Here is a 16129-nt window from a genome sequence, read left to right as displayed (position 1 = left end):
CCCCCGAGGGTTTTGGCATGTCCCCATCGCATCGTGACCACCGTGGCCGAGGTTCTCTCGGTACCACACTGCTCGCCGGAGCCTGCTGCGCCGGCGCGGCCGCCTACGCCGTGGTCGTCGGTCCCTCGATGCTGCCCGCGCAGGAAGACGTGCAGACCACCTCCGCGCTCAGCCCCGACATCGCCGGTCTGGACCCCGAGCCCCAGGACACCGGGCAGGAGGCGGCCCCGCGCGGTCCCGTCGGCCGGCTCCAGATCCAGGTCAGCGACCGGGACCGCGCCTGGGTGCAGACCCTGGAGTGCACGGGGACCCCGGAGGAGGACCCGGCCGCCTGCGCGGAGCTGGCCCGGGCCGCCGCCGAGTTCCAGGGCGAGGGCGCAGGGGCGGCGGAGCAGGCCGCCACCGCCTCGGAGCAGGCCGCCCTCGACGAGGGCGGGGCCGCGGCGGAGCCGACGGCCGCGTCGGCGACCGGCAGCGGCTACCTGTTCACCGAGGTGCGCGAGGGAACCGTGTGCACCGACAAGGTGTACGGCCCCCAGGAGGCGACCGTCACGGGCACCTGGGAGGGCCAGGAGGTCGAGACCACCCTCAACCGCAAGGGTTCGTGCGAGGAGGCCCGCTGGCAGCGGCTGCGGGCCATCACCGACCAGGTCATGTGACCGCGGTCCGGCGCCTGCCGGACAGCAGGAGGGCCGGGCCCTCCGGCGGGGAAGGCCATCGGCGCCGTCTGCCGTGACCGGGCCCCGGGGGTGCGCCCCCGGAGCCGGGCCCGGGGCAGGAGCAGGTGCGCGGCGGGCCGATAATGGACGTCCATGGACGTCATCAGGGTCGACGACCCCGCAGATCCCCGGCTCGCCGACTACACGCGCCTGCGGGACGTGAACCTGCGCCGCCACCTGGAGGTCGAGCACGGGCTGTTCATGGCCGAGGGGGACAAGGTCATCCGCCGCGCGGCCACCGCCGGGTACATCCCCCGGAGCTTCCTGCTCACCGAACGGCGGGCGCGGGCGCTCGACGACGTGGTCGCCGGCTCCGGCGCCCCGCTGTACGTGGTGGATGAGGAGACGGCCGAACGGCTCGTGGGGTTCGACCTGCACCGGGGCGCCCTGGCCGCCTTCCACCGCAAGCCCCTGCCCGCGCCGGCGGAGGTGCTGGAGGGGGCGCGCAGCATCGTCGTGCTCGAGGACCTGGTGGACCACACCAACGTCGGCGCCATCTTCCGCAGCGCGGCCGGGCTGGGCGTGGACGCCGTCGTCCTGGCGCCGCGCTGCGCCGATCCGCTGTACCGCAGGTCGGTCAAGGTGTCCATGGGCTCGGTGTTCACCCTGCCCCACGTCCGCCTCGACGACTGGTACGGCGGGCCGGACGCGCTGCGCGGAGCGGGCTTCCACCTGATGGCGCTGACGCCGGGCCGGAACTCGGTGCCGCTGCGCAGGGCGATGGCGGAACTGGACCCCGGCGCGAAGGTGGGGCTGATGCTGGGCAGCGAGGGCGACGGGCTCTCCCCGCGCTGGCTGGAGCGCGCCGACGCGCGCGTGCACATCCCCATGGCCGCCCGGGACGTGGACTCCCTCAACGTGACGGCGGCCGCCGCGGTCGCCTGCTACGAGCTCACCCTGCGCGGCGGGCAGCCCCGGTAGGGTGGCGCCCGACGCGCGACGGAGGAGGGGCATTGGGCGGTCGGGCACTCGTGCAGTGGGAGCAGAACCGGCGCAACGCGCCGGAGGGCGTCGAGGCCGACCTCTACGCCGGAGGGTCCGCGCCGCGCGACCTGGCGGGGATCGGGTTCTACCAGCTGCCCTACATGCCGTCCATGGCGGCTGTCTCCGACGAGCACCTGGAGATCATTCCCCGGATGCCCGATCTGCGGGTCCTCCAGCTGGTGTCGGCCGGGTACGAGCACGTCCTGCCGTACCTGCCCGACGGCGTCACCCTGTGCAACGGGCGCGGGCTGCACGACGCCAGCACCGCCGAGCACGCGCTCGGCCTGATCCTGGCCGCCCAGCGCGACCTGCCGCGGTGGGCCCTGGACCAGCGCGAGCACAGGTGGGCGGCGGTGCCGCAGCGCTCCCTGGCCGACCAGCGGGTGGTGATCGTCGGCTACGGCAGCATCGGCCGCGCGATCGAGGCCCGGTTGCTGCCCTTCGAGACCGAGGTCGTGCGGGTGGCGAGCCGGCCCCGCCCGGACGAGGGCGTGCACGGTGTGGCCGAACTGGACGGCCTGCTGCCCGGCGCCGACGTCGTCGTTCTCGTCACGCCGCTGACGGAGAGCACGCGCGGGCTGTTCGGTGCGTCCCGGTTCGCGCTGCTGCGCGACGACGCGCTCGTGGTCAACGTCGGACGGGGCGCCCTCCTGGACACCGACGCCCTTCTGGCGCAGAAGGGGCGGGTGCGCGCGGCCCTGGACGTCACCGATCCCGAACCCCTGCCGCCGGGCCATCCCCTGTGGGACGCCCCCGGCGTGTACATCACCCCGCACGTGGGGGGCGGGTCCGCCGCGTTCCACCCGCGCGCCCGCGCGTTCGTCGACGCCCAGCTCGCCCGCTGGGCCGCGGGTGAGCCCCTGGCCAACGTGGTCCGGGAAGGCTGACCGGCGCCCCGGGGCGCCCCGGCCGGTGCCGGCGGTCCGCGGGGGCGGGAACACGGTGGTGCTTCGTCCCGTTCCTCCCCGGTTCTGTCGTAGGCGGCGGAAAGAATGGGGGGATGCGGATCGGGGTGGTCGCCGACGGCGAGGGCGGCGGCTGGATGCAGGAGTTCGACGGGCCCGGCCCCGTACGGCGCGTGGACGACCTCGCCCGGGCGGTGGGGGAGGCCGAGCGCGACGGGCCGCGCTGGGTGTGGGGCGCCACCGAGGACGTCTACCCCGCGTTCCTGCGCGCCGGGGTGCGCCTGGGGCGCTGCCACGACACCGCGCTGACCGAGGCGCTGCTCCTGGGCCGGGAGGGGCGCCACGGCGAGCCCTCCTCCCTGGGGGCGGCCTGGGCCCGGCTGCACGGCCTCCCCGTCCCCGAGGACCCGGTGCATCCGCTGGGGAAGGGCGTCCTCGCCCAGCCCGCGCTGTTCGAGGCCGACCGCTCCACCCTGCCCCCGGGCACCGACCGGCTGGCCGCCCTCGCCGAGGTGCACGCCGACCAGGAGCGCCGCCTGGCCGCGCTGCCCGCCGGCATGCGCCTGCTGGCCGCGGTGGAGTCCGCCGGCGCCCTGGCGGCCGCCGAGATGGGTCACGACGGCCTTCCCTGGCGGCCGGACGTCCACGACCGGATCCTCACCGAGGTGCTCGGGCCCCGGCCTCCGGCGGGGCAGCGGCCGCCCGTCCTGGCCGAGCTCGCCGCCCGGATCGGCGAGGCCGTGGGCCGCGAGGTCAACCCCGACTCCCCGGCGCAGGTGCTCAGGGCGATGGCGTGGATCGGCCATCCCGTGGAGTCCACGCGGGCGTGGGTCCTGGAGCGGGTCGACCACCCCGTGGTCCCCCTCCTGCTGCGCTACAAGGAGCTCGCCCGGCTGCACTCGGCCAACGGCTGGGCGTGGCTGGACACGTGGGTCGAGGAGCGCGAGGGCCCCGGCGGGCTGCGTCTGGGCCGCTTCCATCCCGACTACGTGGTGGGCGGGGTGGTCTCGGGACGGTGGGCCACCCGGGGAGGCGGCGCCCTGCAGATCCCCAAGGCGGTGCGCGGCGCGGTGCGGGCCGATCCCGGGTGGGTGCTGGTGCGCGCCGACGCCGGGCAGCTCGAACCCCGGGTGCTCGCCGCTGTTTCCGGTGACGCGGCCCTGGCCGCCGCCGCGGCGGAGGACGACCTGTACGCGCGCCTGGCCGCGCGGACCGGCGGCGACCGCGAACGCGCCAAGATCGGCATGCTCGCGGCCATGTACGGGCAGACGGGAGGTGTGGCCGCACCCCTGCTGGCCGCCATGCGCCGCTCCTTTCCCCGCGCCCTGGAGTACGTGGACGCGGCCGCGCGCCGGGGGGAGGAGGGCGGCACCGTCCGCTCCTGGCTGGGCCGCACCTCTCCGGTTCCGCAGGGCTGGGGCGCGGCGGTCGCGGGCCCGGACGGGGAGCGCCGCCGCCGGGCGCACGGCAGGTTCACCCGCAACTTCGTCGTCCAGGCCACCGCCGCGGAGTGGGCGCTCGTGCTGCTGGCCTCGCTGCGCCGGCGTCTGCCGCCCCTGCCCGAGGGCGCCGGCATCGTCTTCTTCGTCCACGACGAGGTGGTTCTGCACGTGCCCCGGGAGGATGCGGCCCGCGTCGTGCGGGCGGTCGCCGAGGCGGAGGAGCACACCCGCACGGTCCTGTTCGGGGACACCCCGGTGCGGTTTCCGCTGGCCGTCGCGGTGGCGCGGGACTACGCGTCCGCGCAGGGCCCCGCGTAGCCCCGGAGCATTTGTGTGGACGTCCGATATCGGTCGGCCGGGGTGCCTTGCAAAGTCGTCCGGCTGCGCCCATTCTTGGACGCGGACAATACAGACATGGCGCTCGCCGCAGGGGTCCCCCATGCCCCGGCAGGCTCATGAGAAAGGGTGAGAACTCCCCGTGCGGAGCCGTAGAAGTGCGTGCACCACGGCGGCCCTCGCAGTCGCCTTCACCGCCCTCGGAGCAGCCCCCGCCTGGGCGGAGCCGGTCGTCGAGGACCGTCCCCCCCTCAGCGAACAGGTCTCCGGCAGCCCCAGCGGCGCGGACCCCGAGCAGGAGGCGACCCCCTCACCGGAGGTCGCCGACCCCGAGGACCTGCGCCGCGACGCCTACGTGGCCCCCTTCCGCGAGGCGCGCAGCATCGAGTACTTCGTGGTCGCCCCCACCACCATCCCCCGTGACGCGGCCGGAGAGGTCCGCCGCATCGACGGGGTCGAGCACGTCCTGACCGTCGACGCCGCGCGCGTCGAGATCGAGGGCGAGCCCACCTCCGTGCTCGGCGTCAACCCCTCCAGCTTCCGCAACTACGCCCCCGAGCCCTCGGCCGAGGCCGACGACATCTGGCAAGGCGTCGCCGAGGGGCGCATCGCCCTGTCCAACGACGTCGGCACCGAGCGCGGCCTGGAGGTCGGCGGTGAGGTGACCGTCGCGGGCGGCCGCGGCGAGGTGCCGCTGGAGGTGTGGACGCACGCCACGTCCGGCATCGCCGGCATCGACGCCCTGGTCTCCCGGGAGACCGCCGCCGGGCTCGGCATGCCCGAGGGCAACGCGCTGGTCGTCTCGGCTCCCGGCACGGATCTGTGGGAGCTGTACGAGACGCTGACCGAGACCCTCGGCGAGGACGTCTCGGTGCAGCTGGTGGCGGACTCCCCGGAGCCGATGACGGAGGGCGAGGCCGTTCCGCCGAGCGTGGTCGAGGAGGTCATCGCCAACGCGGAGTCGCAGCTCGGGGTTCCGTACGTGTGGGGCGGTACCACGCCGGGGGTCGGCTTCGACTGCTCGGGGCTGCTCCAGTGGGCCTTCGCCGAGGCGGGGGTGAGCATTCCGCGCGTCACCCACGACCAGTGGAACGCGGGGGACCGCATCGCCTACGAGGACATCGAGCGCGGCGACCTGCTGTTCTGGCGCTCGGACCCCACCGCGCCGGACTACATCTCGCACGTGGCGATCTACCTGGGTGACGGGATGATGCTGGAGGCACCGCGCACGGGCCTGGACGTGCGTGTCACGCAGGTGCGGACCGCCAACTACGCGGGTGCGGTGCGGGTCCACGTGTGAGCGGACCCGGCCGCCCGGCGGCCTGTGCGTGAGGGCCTTGTCCGATACGGACGGGGCCCTCACGCACAGGGATCGCGGACCGGGGCCCGGCCGGGGACACCTGCGGTCAGGGGAAGTCCGGAACCGGCACGCCTGCGGTCGCGGACGCCGGGGACAGGGGAAAGAAGCGGGCCGTGGTACCACCGCGCCCGGTGACACCACGGCCCATTTCTCCTTGTCCGAAGAACCCGGCCGGGAGGGGAAGGCAGGTATCGGTCAGGAGGGAGGCAGGAGCGGTGCTGAGGGAGGGGGAGACAGCGGCCGACCCTGCGGATGGTCTATGGAGTTCTCGGCGCGGCCGCCGTTTCCGTTCCGGGGCGCCGCACAAGGACTAGGTAAGCAGCGACAGGTTGATTTGGCAAGAGGTGTATTCAAGGCAGGCAAGTAGTCCCAATTCCGGCTTATCGAACATCTCGGCTGACTCCGCTCGCCTTTCGTCCGCGTTCGTCTCACCGGCCCGCCGCGTACCCCTGGGCGCCCCGGGCGTCGGCCGCCGCCCGCAGTTCGCCGGTGTCGGGGTCGCGGGCCACCGCGGCCAGGCGGCCCAGCGACCACGGGGCGACGACCCGGACGCGGTGGCCGCGCCTCTCCAGTTCCGCGACGACGTCCCCGTCCACGCGGGACTCGACGACGAGGTCGCCCGGAACCGTCTCGCGCGGGTGGAACGAGCTCGGGAAGGCATTCGTGTGGAACATGGGGATGTCCAGCGCCTCCTGGAGGTCGTCGACGCCGTTGAGGACGCGCAGCAGCGCCGTGGTCGTCCACTGGTCCTGCTGGTCGCCGCCCGGCGTGCCCATCGCCAGTACCGCCTGGCCGTCGCCGCGGGTCACCAGGGTGGGGGAGAGGGTGGTGCGGGGGCGCTTGCGGGGCTGGAGCCGGTTGGGGGAGGCCGGGTCGAGCCAGAACATCTGTGCCCGGGTGCCCAGCGGGAAGCCCAGATCGGGGATGACGGGGGAGCTGCTCAGCCAGCCGCCGCTGGGTGTCGCCGACACCATGTTGCCGCGGGCGTCGACGACGTCCAGGTGGCAGGTGTCGCCCCGCAGCGAGGCCCTCGAGGCGACGTCGCCGGCGGTGGGCTCGCCGACGGTGCGGTCGGCGGGGGCCTCCCCGGCCAGGAACACGGGCGGGACGAAGGGGGTGCGGCCGTCGATCCGGCCCGGGCGCTGCCGCGTGCTCGCCCGGGAGGCGTCGACCAGGGCGGCGCGCTCCGCTGCGTACTCGGGGGAGAGGAGCCGGCCCAGGGGCACGTCGGTGAAGTCCGGGTCGCCGTACCAGGCTTCCCGGTCGGCGAAGGCGAGCTTGGCGGACTCGGTCACCAGGTGCACGAAGTCCGCACTCACCCCGTCCCGGACGTCGGCACCCGTGCCCAGGGCCTCGGCCAGGTGCAGCTGCTGCAGCATGGCGGGGCCCTGGCCCCACGGGCCGGTCTTGTGCACGGTCCGGTCACCGTGGGAGACGCTGACCGGGTCCTCGTAGGAGGCGCTCCAGTCGGCCATGTCCTGGGCGGTGAGCAGCGCCTGCCGGGGCGTTCCGGCGGCGTCGGGGACGGGTGAGGCCAGGAAGGCGCCGACGGCCTCGGCCACGAAGCCCTGCGACCAGGCGCGGCGGGCCGCCTCGATCTGCGCCTCGCGGTCGGGGCCGGCGGCCTCGGCCTCGGAGACGATCCGGCGGTAGGTGGCGGCCAGGGCGGGGTTGCGCAGCCGGGAACCGGCCGCCGGAACCGCGCCACCGGGCAGGTAGACGCCGGCCGAACCGGCCCAGTGCCGGGTGAGGACGGGGGCGACGGCGGCGATCGCCCTCTCGATCTGCGGCAGTACCGGGTAGCCGCGCTCGGCCAGGCCGATGGCGTGGTCGAGGACATCGCGTACGCCCAGGGTCCCGTGGTCGCGCAGGAGCAGCATCCAGGCGTCGAAGGAGCCGGGGACGGTGGCGGCGAGCACACCGCTGCCGGGGATGCGGTCCATGCCCTCGAAGGCCTCGGGGACCGCTGCCGCGGGGGAGACACCCTGTCCGCACAGGACGCGGGGCGCGTGCCCGGCGGCCTGGAAGATGACGGGGACCTCGCCGCCGGGGCCGTTGAGGTGCGGTTCGACGACCTGGAGCGTGAAGCCCGCGGCGACGGCGGCGTCGAAGGCGTTGCCGCCGCGCTCGAGCACGGACATGCCGGTGGCGCTGGCGAGCCAGTGGGTGGAGGCGACCATGCCGAAGTCGCCGCGGAGCTGGGGGCGGGTGGTGAAACCGGGCATCGGGGGTGTTCCTCCTCGGTGCTGCGGGGGAGGCGGCCGGTGGGCCGCCCAGGGAGGGCGCCCCTGGTGGGGGCGTGCCAGGCGACGCTACAGGACACCGGGGGAAGGAGCCGGAGGAGGCTCCCCGGGCGGAGAGCTCCCGGAGAGGGAGCGGCACGGGGCCGGGGCCGGCGCGTACGCCGACCCCGGGTCCTTCCCGGGTCGGGAGAGGCCGAAGACCCCTCCCGACCCGACTGCCCGGGGGTCACCCCCGGCCGGGGCTTTCTCCGCGCCCCGGCCGGGCCCGCGGCAGTCCGGCACCGCCACCGGGTCAGGGGGTGACGGTGTAGCTCCAGGGCAGGGAGAGCCAGAGCTCCTCCCACTCCTCGGCGGTGACGGCGTCGAGGTCGCCGTCGGCGCCGTCGGTGTCCGTGCCCTCGGAGGGCTCGGCTGAGCCTGCCGCCAGATCGGCGAGCTCGTCGGAGATCTCGTCGGCGACCTCCGCCTCCAACCGGGCACGGTCGATGCCGTGCTCGGCGGCGCAGTCGTCCAGGGCCGCCTCCGTGGCGGCCTCCTCGCCGTGGTGCCAGGCGATGGCGAGCAGGAGTTCGCGCTCGTCCCCGTCGGGTTCCTTCCCCGCCAGGACCTTCTCGAGGAGGGCCGCGGCGTCCTCGCCCAGCTCGGCGTCGCCGAGGCTGCTCCGTCCGGTGCCGGTGTCCACGAACCGTCCGACGAGGCACTGCTCGACCTCGCGGGAGAGGACGTCGTCCGAGTCCTTGCCGGGGGCGTAGCCGTCCGGGCCGGAACCGGAGGGCCCGCCCTCGGCGGGCGTGTCCTCCGCGGGCTCCTGCCCGGTGGCGGGCGCGTCCTCCGCGGGCGCGTCCGGGCCGGACCCGGTTCCGGTCGGCTCGTCGGTGGGCTTCCGCTCGGCGGTCGGCTCCCCGGCCGCGGGTGCGTCCTGACCGGATCCGCCGTCGCTGGGCCCGTCCTCGGTGGCCTGCTCCCCGGCAGCGGGCTGGTTCTCCTCGGGTGACTCCTCGACCGGAGACGTGTCTCCGGTGGGCCCGTCCTGTCCGGTGGCGGGCGTGTCCTCCGCGGGCGCGTCCGGGTCCGGCCCGGTTCCGACGGGCCTTCCCTCGACGGGCTTCTGCTCGGCGGCAGGTTCGTCTGCGGCAGGTTTCTCGGCGGCAGGTTCGTCTGCGGCAGGTTTCTCGGTGGCAGGTTTCTCGGCGGCGGGCCCGGCCTGTCCGCCTTCCGGCGCCGCGACCTCGTCCCCGGCGGGCTTCCCCGTGTCCTCGGAAGGCTCCCCCTCCGGGGATGCGGAGGCCTCCTGCGGGACACCGGAGTCCTCGGGGACCTCCGCCGCCTCACCGCTTTCGGGCCCCTCCGACGCCTCGGGGGACTCCTGCCCCTCTCCGGCCGGTGCCACCGACTCCGCCACGCGGACCAGCTCCCCCCGGTCCCAGCGGTCGGGCTGGAGGTGGGCGGTGACGGCCACCCCCGGCTCCTCCAGCCAGAAGAGGTCGCCCGTCTCCTCCGCGAGGTAGGCGCCCTCCCCGAAGGCCTTCCCGTCCTTCCCGGTGTCCAGCAGCTCCAGCTCCCCCTCCTCGAGGTGGGAGTAGTGGTCCTCGTACAGGTCGCGGAGCTCCTTCAGGTGCTCCGACCGGATCACGGCGACCCTGCCGTACATCTGGTCGGGGCCCCGCACCCAGGAGATCTGCGAGTACGTGCCCCGTCTGTTGCTGACGCTGGTGGCGTTGATGCCGTACCGCTCCAGCTCGGCGGGCAGGTAGCCGATCGTGAACCCGTCGACGCTGTACGAGGACTGCGCCTGCCGGATCACGGGCCAGGCCGGTGCCTGCTTCCCCCCGTCGTCGGCGGAGGACGTTCCGGCCAGGCAGACGGCACCCGTGGCGGCGAGTGCGGAGGCCCCGAGCAGCGCGACCCACTTCGTGGGGTACGTGCGCATGAATGCTCCTTCCCATCAGCTGCTTTATGTGATGGTGTCAGCACTCTGCGTATTCTTGAGGGGTTATGGGGTCAAAGCTGTGGCACTAAGCAACAAAAATGCCACATCGGGTGATGTCCTCCGGGTCAAGGGTCCGTGGAGCCCCGGGGTGTCTCCGGCCTGCCGCCCGCCGTCCGACCTAGCGTTTCCCCCTGGTCACCGAACGTACTCACCCTGCAGAAGCAGCCGACCAGTCCACACGCCCTTGGGAGGCCTGGTGCACCGCATCGGAATCGTCGTCGGAGCGGTTTCGCTCTTCCTCACGGTCGGCGCGGCCGCCGTACCGGCCGAACCGGTGGGCGGGCCCCCGGATCCGCCTCCGGAGCAACCCGCCGTCGTGAGGCAGGCGGCCTCTCCGAGGGTCCCCGTCGCCGTGTCCCACCGCGGAGCCGCGGGACACGCGCCGGAGAACACCATCGCCGGTATCGAGACCGCGCGGGAGCTGGGCGCCGCCGTCGTCGAGGTCGACGTCCAGCGCACCGCGGACGGCGAGCTCGTCCTCATGCACGACGCCACGCTGACGCGCACCACCGATGTGCGCGAGGTCTTCCCCGACAAGGACTCCTACGAGGTCGGCGACCTCACCCTGGAGGAGATCCGCGAGCTCGACGCCGGGTCGTGGTTCTCGCCCTCCTTCGAGGGGGAGCGGGTGCCGACCCTGGAAGAGGCGCTGGAGCGTCTGGAGGAGCTGGAGCTCGGCCTCTTCCTCGAGATCAAGGAGCCCGAGCGCCACCCCGGCATCGAGGAGGACGTCGCCGACGAACTGCGCGACCACGGCGACCGGCTGCACGGAAGCACCCCGGAGGGAGAGCGGGCCCTCGTCGTCCAGAGCTTCGACTGGGAGGTCGTGCGGCGCTCCCACGACCTGTTGCCGTCCGTCCCGCACGCCCTGCTCGGCCGGGTCCCCGAGAACCGCATCGCCGAGTTCACGTGGGCGGAGATGATCAACCCCGAACACACCAGCATCGACGCCTCCTACGTCGAGCAGGTGCACCGGCACGGCCTCGAGACCATGCCCTACACGGTCAACGAGCGCTCCGACATGGACGCCGTCCTGAACCGGGGCGTCGACGGCTTCATCACCGACTACGTCGACACCGCCCAGGAGGCCATCGCCGACTTTGTCGGTGCGCGCCGGGCCCACCGCAGCGTCGACGAGGTCATCGCGCCCCTCGTGGCCGTCCACTGACCCGGCCTGGCGCGGGAGCGGCGCGGATGGCAGGATCGCGAAGGACCCGCCCCGCTTCCGCGGGGCACCGTGCAGAAGGCGGAGGACACGTGAGCGACCGGCCGACCCTTCCCGAGGAGCACGTCGACTGGCGGACCAAGGGGCTGTGGTGGCCGGGGGACCCGATCGGCCTGGAGGAGTTCGCGGCCCGCCGCGACTCCCTGTTCGAGGGTCCGTTCACCTGGCCGCTCATGGTGCTGCGCGCCTCGGCCCTGGAACGCAACGTCGCCGCGCTCGCCGATTTCACACGCCGCCGCGGACTCCTGTTCGCCCCGCACGGCAAGACCTCCATGGCCCCCGTCCTCGTCCGGAGGCAGCTGGAGGCGGGCGCCTGGGGGATCACCGCGGCGACCGCCAACCAGGTCCTGGCCTTCCGGCGCTTCGGGGTGGAGCGCATCCTGCTCGCCAACGAGCTGCTCGACCCCCGGGCACTGCACTGGATCGCCGGGGAGCTGAACGCCGACCCCGGTTTCGAGTTCCTCCTCTACGCCGACTCCCCCGAGGGGGTCGGGGCAGCCTCGGCCGCCGCCGGAGGCGGCAGACCGCTGCGGATCCTGGTCGAGCGCGGCGTTCCCGGCGGCCGCACCGGCGGCCGCACCCGGCAGGAACTGCTGGACACGGCCCGCGCCGTGGCGGAGGCGCCCGGGCTGGAACTGGCGGGCGTGGCCGGCTACGAGGGCCCGTTGGGTGAGGACGCCGACGGTGTCCGCGGCTTCCTGCGCGACCTGGTGGACGACGCCGCGGCCCTCACCCGGGAGCACGCGGTGGAGCGGCCGATCGTCTCCGTGGGCGGCAGCGCCTGGTTCGACCTGGTCGCCGAGGAGATCGGCGGCCGGCCGGACCTCGTGCCGATCCTGCGCAGCGGCGCCTACGTCGCCCACGACGACGGCCTGTACCGGCGCACCACCCCCTATCGCAGGCTCGCGGAGGGACCCGACTCCCTGGCCGGGGCCCTGGAGCTGTGGGCGCAGGTCACCTCGACCCCGGAAGAGGGCCTGGCGATCGCCGGCATGGGCCGCCGGGAGGCCAACTCCGACCAGGGGCTGCCGGTTCCCCGTGTGCTGCGCCGTGCCGACGGCACCTCGACCCCCGCGGCGGGCGTGGAGGTCACGGGGCTCAACGACCACCACGCCTACCTGAGGGTCCCGCCGGAGCTGGGCGTGCGCCCCGGCGACCTGCTGTCCTTCGGCATCTCCCACCCCTGCACGGCCTTCGACCGCTGGTCGGTGATCCCCGTCGTCGACGACGGGGACACCGTGGTGGAGATGGTCGCCACCTACTTCTGACGGCTCTGCTCCTTCGGGGCCTCCGCTTCGCTTTGGCCCGCCCGTCGCCCGCCACCACCCTCAACGGACGGCCTTCGGCCGCAGTCCCCTTGCTCGGGCGCCTTCAAGGCGCGGTTCTTCGTCGCTGCGCTCACATCCTCGTGCCTCGGATGTTCGCTCCACTCCTGCAGAACCCCGCCGGCGCCCTCACGGCACACCCCCTGGGGCTCGGCTGTGCTGGCGGGTGACCGGTGCTTCGGCCTGCCCGTCGCCCGCCGGCGCCCTCACGGCGCACCCCCGGGGGGCCTGTTTCGCTTCGGCCTCCAGGCGGGGGTGCTTGTTCCTCGCCCGCATCTCGGGGCCTGCGGAACCCGCCGGGGTCCTCAGCCCCAGCCTTGGACGCCGGGGCGGGTGTGCCAGGGACGGGGGCCCTCCAGAGGGCGGTACTCCACCCCGGCGGCGTCCAGGCGCGCCAGGTGGCCGCGCAGTCGCGGCTCGAACTCGGCGTAGTCGCGCGGGCCGCTCGACCACACCTTCTCGGCAAAGGCCGACAGGCGGGGGAAGAGCATGTAGTCCAGGCGGCGCGGGGTGTCGATGTGCTCGGTCCACACGTTCACCTGTGCGCCCAGTACGTGCTCGGCCTCCTCTTCGGTCAGGCCCTGCGGGACCGGCTCGGCGAGGTAGACGTCCTCCGGCCGCAGCAGCGTGCCCACCTTCACGGGCTCGTCCTCCGCATCGGACTGCCGGTAGTCGAGGTAGGACGTGGCGGTCGGCGACATGACCACGTCGTGCCCGGCCCGGGCGGCGGCGATCCCGCCCTCCTCGCCGCGCCAGGACATCACCGTCGCACCCGGGGCGAGTCCGCCCTCGAGGATCTCGTCCCAGCCCACCAGGCGGCGCCCGTGCGAGGCCAGGTGCTCGCCGAGCCGGCGGACGAACCAGCTCTGCAGTTCGTCCTCGTCGGCCAGCCCCTCCTCCTCGATGCGCCGCTGCGCCGACTCGCTCTTCCGCCACTGGTCCTTGGGGCACTCGTCGCCGCCCACGTGGACGTAGGGGCCGGGGAAGAGCTCCACGACCTCGTCGAGCACGTTCCGGCAGAACTCCAGGGCCTCGTCGGTCACCGCGAGCACCTCGTCGAAGATGCCCCACTGCGTGCCCACCGGGATCTGCCCGGCCTCGCCCAGCTCGGGGTAGGCGTGGATGGCGGCCTGGGTGTGGCCGGGCACGTCGATCTCGGGGACCACGGTGATGTGCCGGGCCGCCGCGTAGGCCACGATCTCGCGGATGTCGTCCTGGGTGTAGAACCCCCCGTGGGGGCGGCCGTCGAACACCGGCGGTTTTCCGGCGCCCACCTGGCTCTGCGTCCGCCAGGAGGCAGCCTCGGTGAGCCGGGGGTAGCGGCGGATCTCGATCCGCCACCCCTGGTCGTCGGTCAGGTGCAGGTGCAGGACGTTGAGCTTGTGCATCGCCATCAGGTCGATGCAGCGCATCACCTCGCGCTTGGGCGCGAAGTGGCGGGCCACGTCCAGCATCATGCCGCGCCACCGGAAGCGGGGTGCGTCGGTGATCCGCACCGCGGGCAGTGTCCACCGGGCCTGCCCGAGAGGGGCCTTCCGGTAGGCCGCGGCGGGCAGGAGCTGGCGCAGGGTCTGCGCGCCGTAGAAGACCCCGGCGGGGTCGGTGCCGACGACGATGGCTCCCTCGCCGTCGACGATGAGGCGGTAGCCCTCACGGCCGAGACCGGCCCGGGGGTCCACGCTCAACCGGATCTCGCTGGCCTCGTCGCCGGACGCCAGGGGCAGACCGGTCGCCGCGCCGAGCTCGCGCTGGAGCCACATCAGAGTGCCCCGCGCCTCGGGGTCGGCGGACATTCTGGTCGATGCGGTGAGGGTGAGGCCCTCCCCTTCGCCCGGCACGGTCTGCGCGGGCCGGGGGACCAGGGGATGGGCGGAGATGTCAGGCACGAGTGGCTGCTCCTGTCCGGTCTAGACCAATGAACGACATGGTGTCATGGGCGGCGGCGCGGCAACACCCCTTCGGGGGCGGCCGTCCGCTTCCGGCCTTCCGCGCCGGAGCGAGGTCCGTGGTGGCTCCCGGAAGGCGACGTCCAGAGGAGTGTGTTTTGTGGTGATATGCCGGAAAGAGATGCTTTATCTACTTTGTTGCTTTCCGCATTTTTTGCGTAGCAAAAAGTGATCTGCGCGCCTCTCCGGAAACGTGAGAGGTGTGTGGTTCGAAGGCATCAGTGGACAGGTCGGCCTCGGCCGGGCCACCCGCGGCGACAGCGCCGCGGAGACCCTCGCCGATCGGCTGCGCACCGCAGAACGCGAAGTGGGCCTCCACGAGCGCGACATGTCGGAGTTCGAGAGCGAACGCATCGACCTGGAGCACCGGGTGGCCCGGATGGAGGCCGAGCTGGAGTCCCTGAGAAGACGAAGACTCGAAGCGTACGCCCGATGGTGGAACGCCCGCGACGACCGTGACCGGGCGCTCCACACCTGCCGCAGACTGCGTCGCCGCATCGACAAGGCGCGCCGCAGGAGCGGTGAGACATGACCGACGACCGATCCGTTCGCGACACCCTGCGGCCCGGCCTCCTGCCGGGCCGCAGCCGTGTCCGCCGGGTGCGCCCCGGTGAACCGGTCGGAGGCGTCGGCGGTGCGGTCGAGGGGCCGCCCGCGACGACGGGTCAGACCAGGTCCTCCAGCTGGGCGGAGACCTCCCGGGCGGCCTCGCGCAGAGCCTCCAGGGTCACCTGGACAGCCGGGCGGCGCAGGGAGGGCGGCCGCAGCACCGCGTACACGTGCCGGACCGGAACGCCGCCGGGCAGGGGGCGGCAGACCAGACCCGCCGGCGCTCCCACCGTCGCCAGGGCCGGCACCGCGGCGATTCCGATCCCCCGCGAGACCAGGCTCAGGATCGTGCCCAGCCCCTCGAACTCCCACGCCGCCGCGGGCAGCCCTCCCACCTCCGCCAGCAGGCGGTCGGTGCCGCGGCGGGAGGGCTCGCCCTCGGGCGCCACGATCCACGACTCCCGCAGCAGCCGCTCCAGCACCACCGGCCGGGCGGGGTCGGCCAGGGGGTGGTCGCCCGGTACCGCCAGCACCAGGGGATCGCGCAGCAGGTGCACGTGGCGCAGGCCGCTGTCGGCCCCCCGGCCCGGGTGCTGGCCGGTCCAGTCGTCGACCAGGGCGATGTCCACCTCGCGCGAACGGACCTTCTCCGCGCCCTTCGACAGCGGGGTCTGGCGCAGCACCAGCTGCATCCCCTCGTGGCGGCGCAGCGGAGGGGCCAGCAGGGGCGCGAGCGCCACCGCCGCCGTCGGGAAGGCCGTGACGGTCACCACGCCCATGGCCTTGCCGGCCTGCTCGGCCAGCACCGACTCGGTGACCTCCACCAGGGCCAGGATCTCCTCGGCGTGGGAGACCAGGAGGCGTCCCGCGTCGGTCAGTTCCGCCCCCCGCGCGGTGCGCTCCAGGAGCGCGACCCCGGTCTCCCTCTCCAGGGTGGACAGCTGCTGGGAGATCGCCGAGGGCGTGTAGCCGAGGACCGCGGCGGTCGACGCGATGGTGCCCTGGACACCGAACTCGCGCAGGACCTGGAGGCGGCGCAGATCGAGCATGGGAAAAGCTTACGCTCACCATCGAAAAGACTCGCTTGTACTGAGCCTGGATTTGG

At 74.0% G+C, this 16129-nt stretch carries 12 protein-coding genes; 8 read left to right on the top strand and 4 right to left on the bottom strand.

Annotation, left to right across the window (positions count from 1 at the left end; all coding sequences use genetic code 11):
* Positions 1–17 precede the first annotated feature (17 nt).
* The 5 genes from FHS13_RS12300 to FHS13_RS12280 all read left to right on the top strand — a co-directional run bounded on the left by FHS13_RS12300 (position 18) and on the right by FHS13_RS12280 (position 5686).
* Positions 18–659: a hypothetical protein gene (locus FHS13_RS12300; protein ID WP_184291709.1), complete on the top strand. Its 642-nt coding sequence runs from the start codon at positions 18–20 to the stop codon at positions 657–659.
* A 153-nt stretch (positions 660–812) separates the two neighbouring features.
* Entirely contained in the window at positions 813–1640 is an 828-nt protein-coding gene (locus FHS13_RS12295) for a TrmH family RNA methyltransferase (RefSeq protein ID WP_184291707.1), read from the top strand.
* A gap of 32 nt (positions 1641–1672) precedes the next feature.
* The gene (locus tag FHS13_RS12290; protein WP_184291705.1) at positions 1673–2590 is read left to right on the top strand and encodes a 2-hydroxyacid dehydrogenase; all 918 of its coding nucleotides are present in this window, start codon (positions 1673–1675) and stop codon (positions 2588–2590) included.
* A gap of 113 nt (positions 2591–2703) precedes the next feature.
* Positions 2704–4368 carry a bifunctional 3'-5' exonuclease/DNA polymerase gene (locus FHS13_RS12285; protein ID WP_184291703.1) on the top strand — a complete coding sequence of 555 codons (1665 nt, stop codon included), beginning with the start codon at positions 2704–2706 and terminating at the stop codon, positions 4366–4368.
* Between the two features lie 160 nt (positions 4369–4528).
* Positions 4529–5686 (top strand): NlpC/P60 family protein, encoded by a 1158-nt coding sequence (locus tag FHS13_RS12280; RefSeq protein WP_184291702.1) that lies wholly within the window; start codon positions 4529–4531, stop codon positions 5684–5686.
* Between the two features lie 488 nt (positions 5687–6174).
* Here the strand turns inward: FHS13_RS12280 and FHS13_RS12275 are convergent, their stop codons facing one another.
* The gene (locus FHS13_RS12275) at positions 6175–7971 is read right to left on the bottom strand and encodes a gamma-glutamyltransferase family protein (RefSeq protein WP_184291699.1); all 1797 of its coding nucleotides are present in this window, start codon (positions 7969–7971) and stop codon (positions 6175–6177) included.
* Between the two features lie 310 nt (positions 7972–8281).
* A complete protein-coding gene (locus FHS13_RS12270; RefSeq protein ID WP_184291697.1) occupies positions 8282–9919 on the bottom strand; it encodes a hypothetical protein in 1638 nt (545 codons plus the stop codon).
* A gap of 256 nt (positions 9920–10175) precedes the next feature.
* Here FHS13_RS12270 and FHS13_RS12265 point away from each other — a divergent pair, with 256 nt between their 5' ends.
* Together FHS13_RS12265 and FHS13_RS12260 are read left to right on the top strand one after the other, a co-directional pair.
* Entirely contained in the window at positions 10176–11147 is a 972-nt protein-coding gene (locus tag FHS13_RS12265) for a glycerophosphodiester phosphodiesterase family protein (RefSeq protein WP_343065002.1), read from the top strand.
* Between the two features lie 89 nt (positions 11148–11236).
* Positions 11237–12472 (top strand): alanine racemase, encoded by a 1236-nt coding sequence (locus FHS13_RS12260; RefSeq protein WP_184291693.1) that lies wholly within the window; start codon positions 11237–11239, stop codon positions 12470–12472.
* A 362-nt stretch (positions 12473–12834) separates the two neighbouring features.
* On the opposite strand, the gene FHS13_RS12255 is transcribed toward FHS13_RS12260, so the two are convergent.
* A complete protein-coding gene (locus FHS13_RS12255) occupies positions 12835–14415 on the bottom strand; it encodes a family 20 glycosylhydrolase (RefSeq protein WP_184291691.1) in 1581 nt (526 codons plus the stop codon).
* Positions 14416–14677: 262 nt separating this feature from the next.
* Between FHS13_RS12255 and FHS13_RS12250 the strand changes: the two genes are divergently transcribed.
* Positions 14678–15007, top strand: coding sequence for a hypothetical protein (locus tag FHS13_RS12250; RefSeq protein WP_184291689.1), 330 nt, complete (start codon positions 14678–14680; stop codon positions 15005–15007).
* A gap of 133 nt (positions 15008–15140) precedes the next feature.
* Here the strand turns inward: FHS13_RS12250 and FHS13_RS12245 are convergent, their stop codons facing one another.
* Complete coding sequence (locus tag FHS13_RS12245) at positions 15141–16073, bottom strand: LysR family transcriptional regulator (protein WP_184291687.1); 933 nt, start codon at positions 16071–16073, stop codon at positions 15141–15143.
* Positions 16074–16129 lie beyond the last annotated feature (56 nt).

Origin of the sequence: Nocardiopsis algeriensis (genome assembly GCF_014203695.1) — a bacterium.
In the GTDB taxonomy this organism is placed as follows: Bacteria; Actinomycetota; Actinomycetes; order Streptosporangiales; family Streptosporangiaceae; genus Nocardiopsis; species Nocardiopsis algeriensis.
The sequence above is the reverse complement of the archived record's forward strand: the minus strand, read 5'-3'. Positions and strand labels throughout refer to the sequence as shown.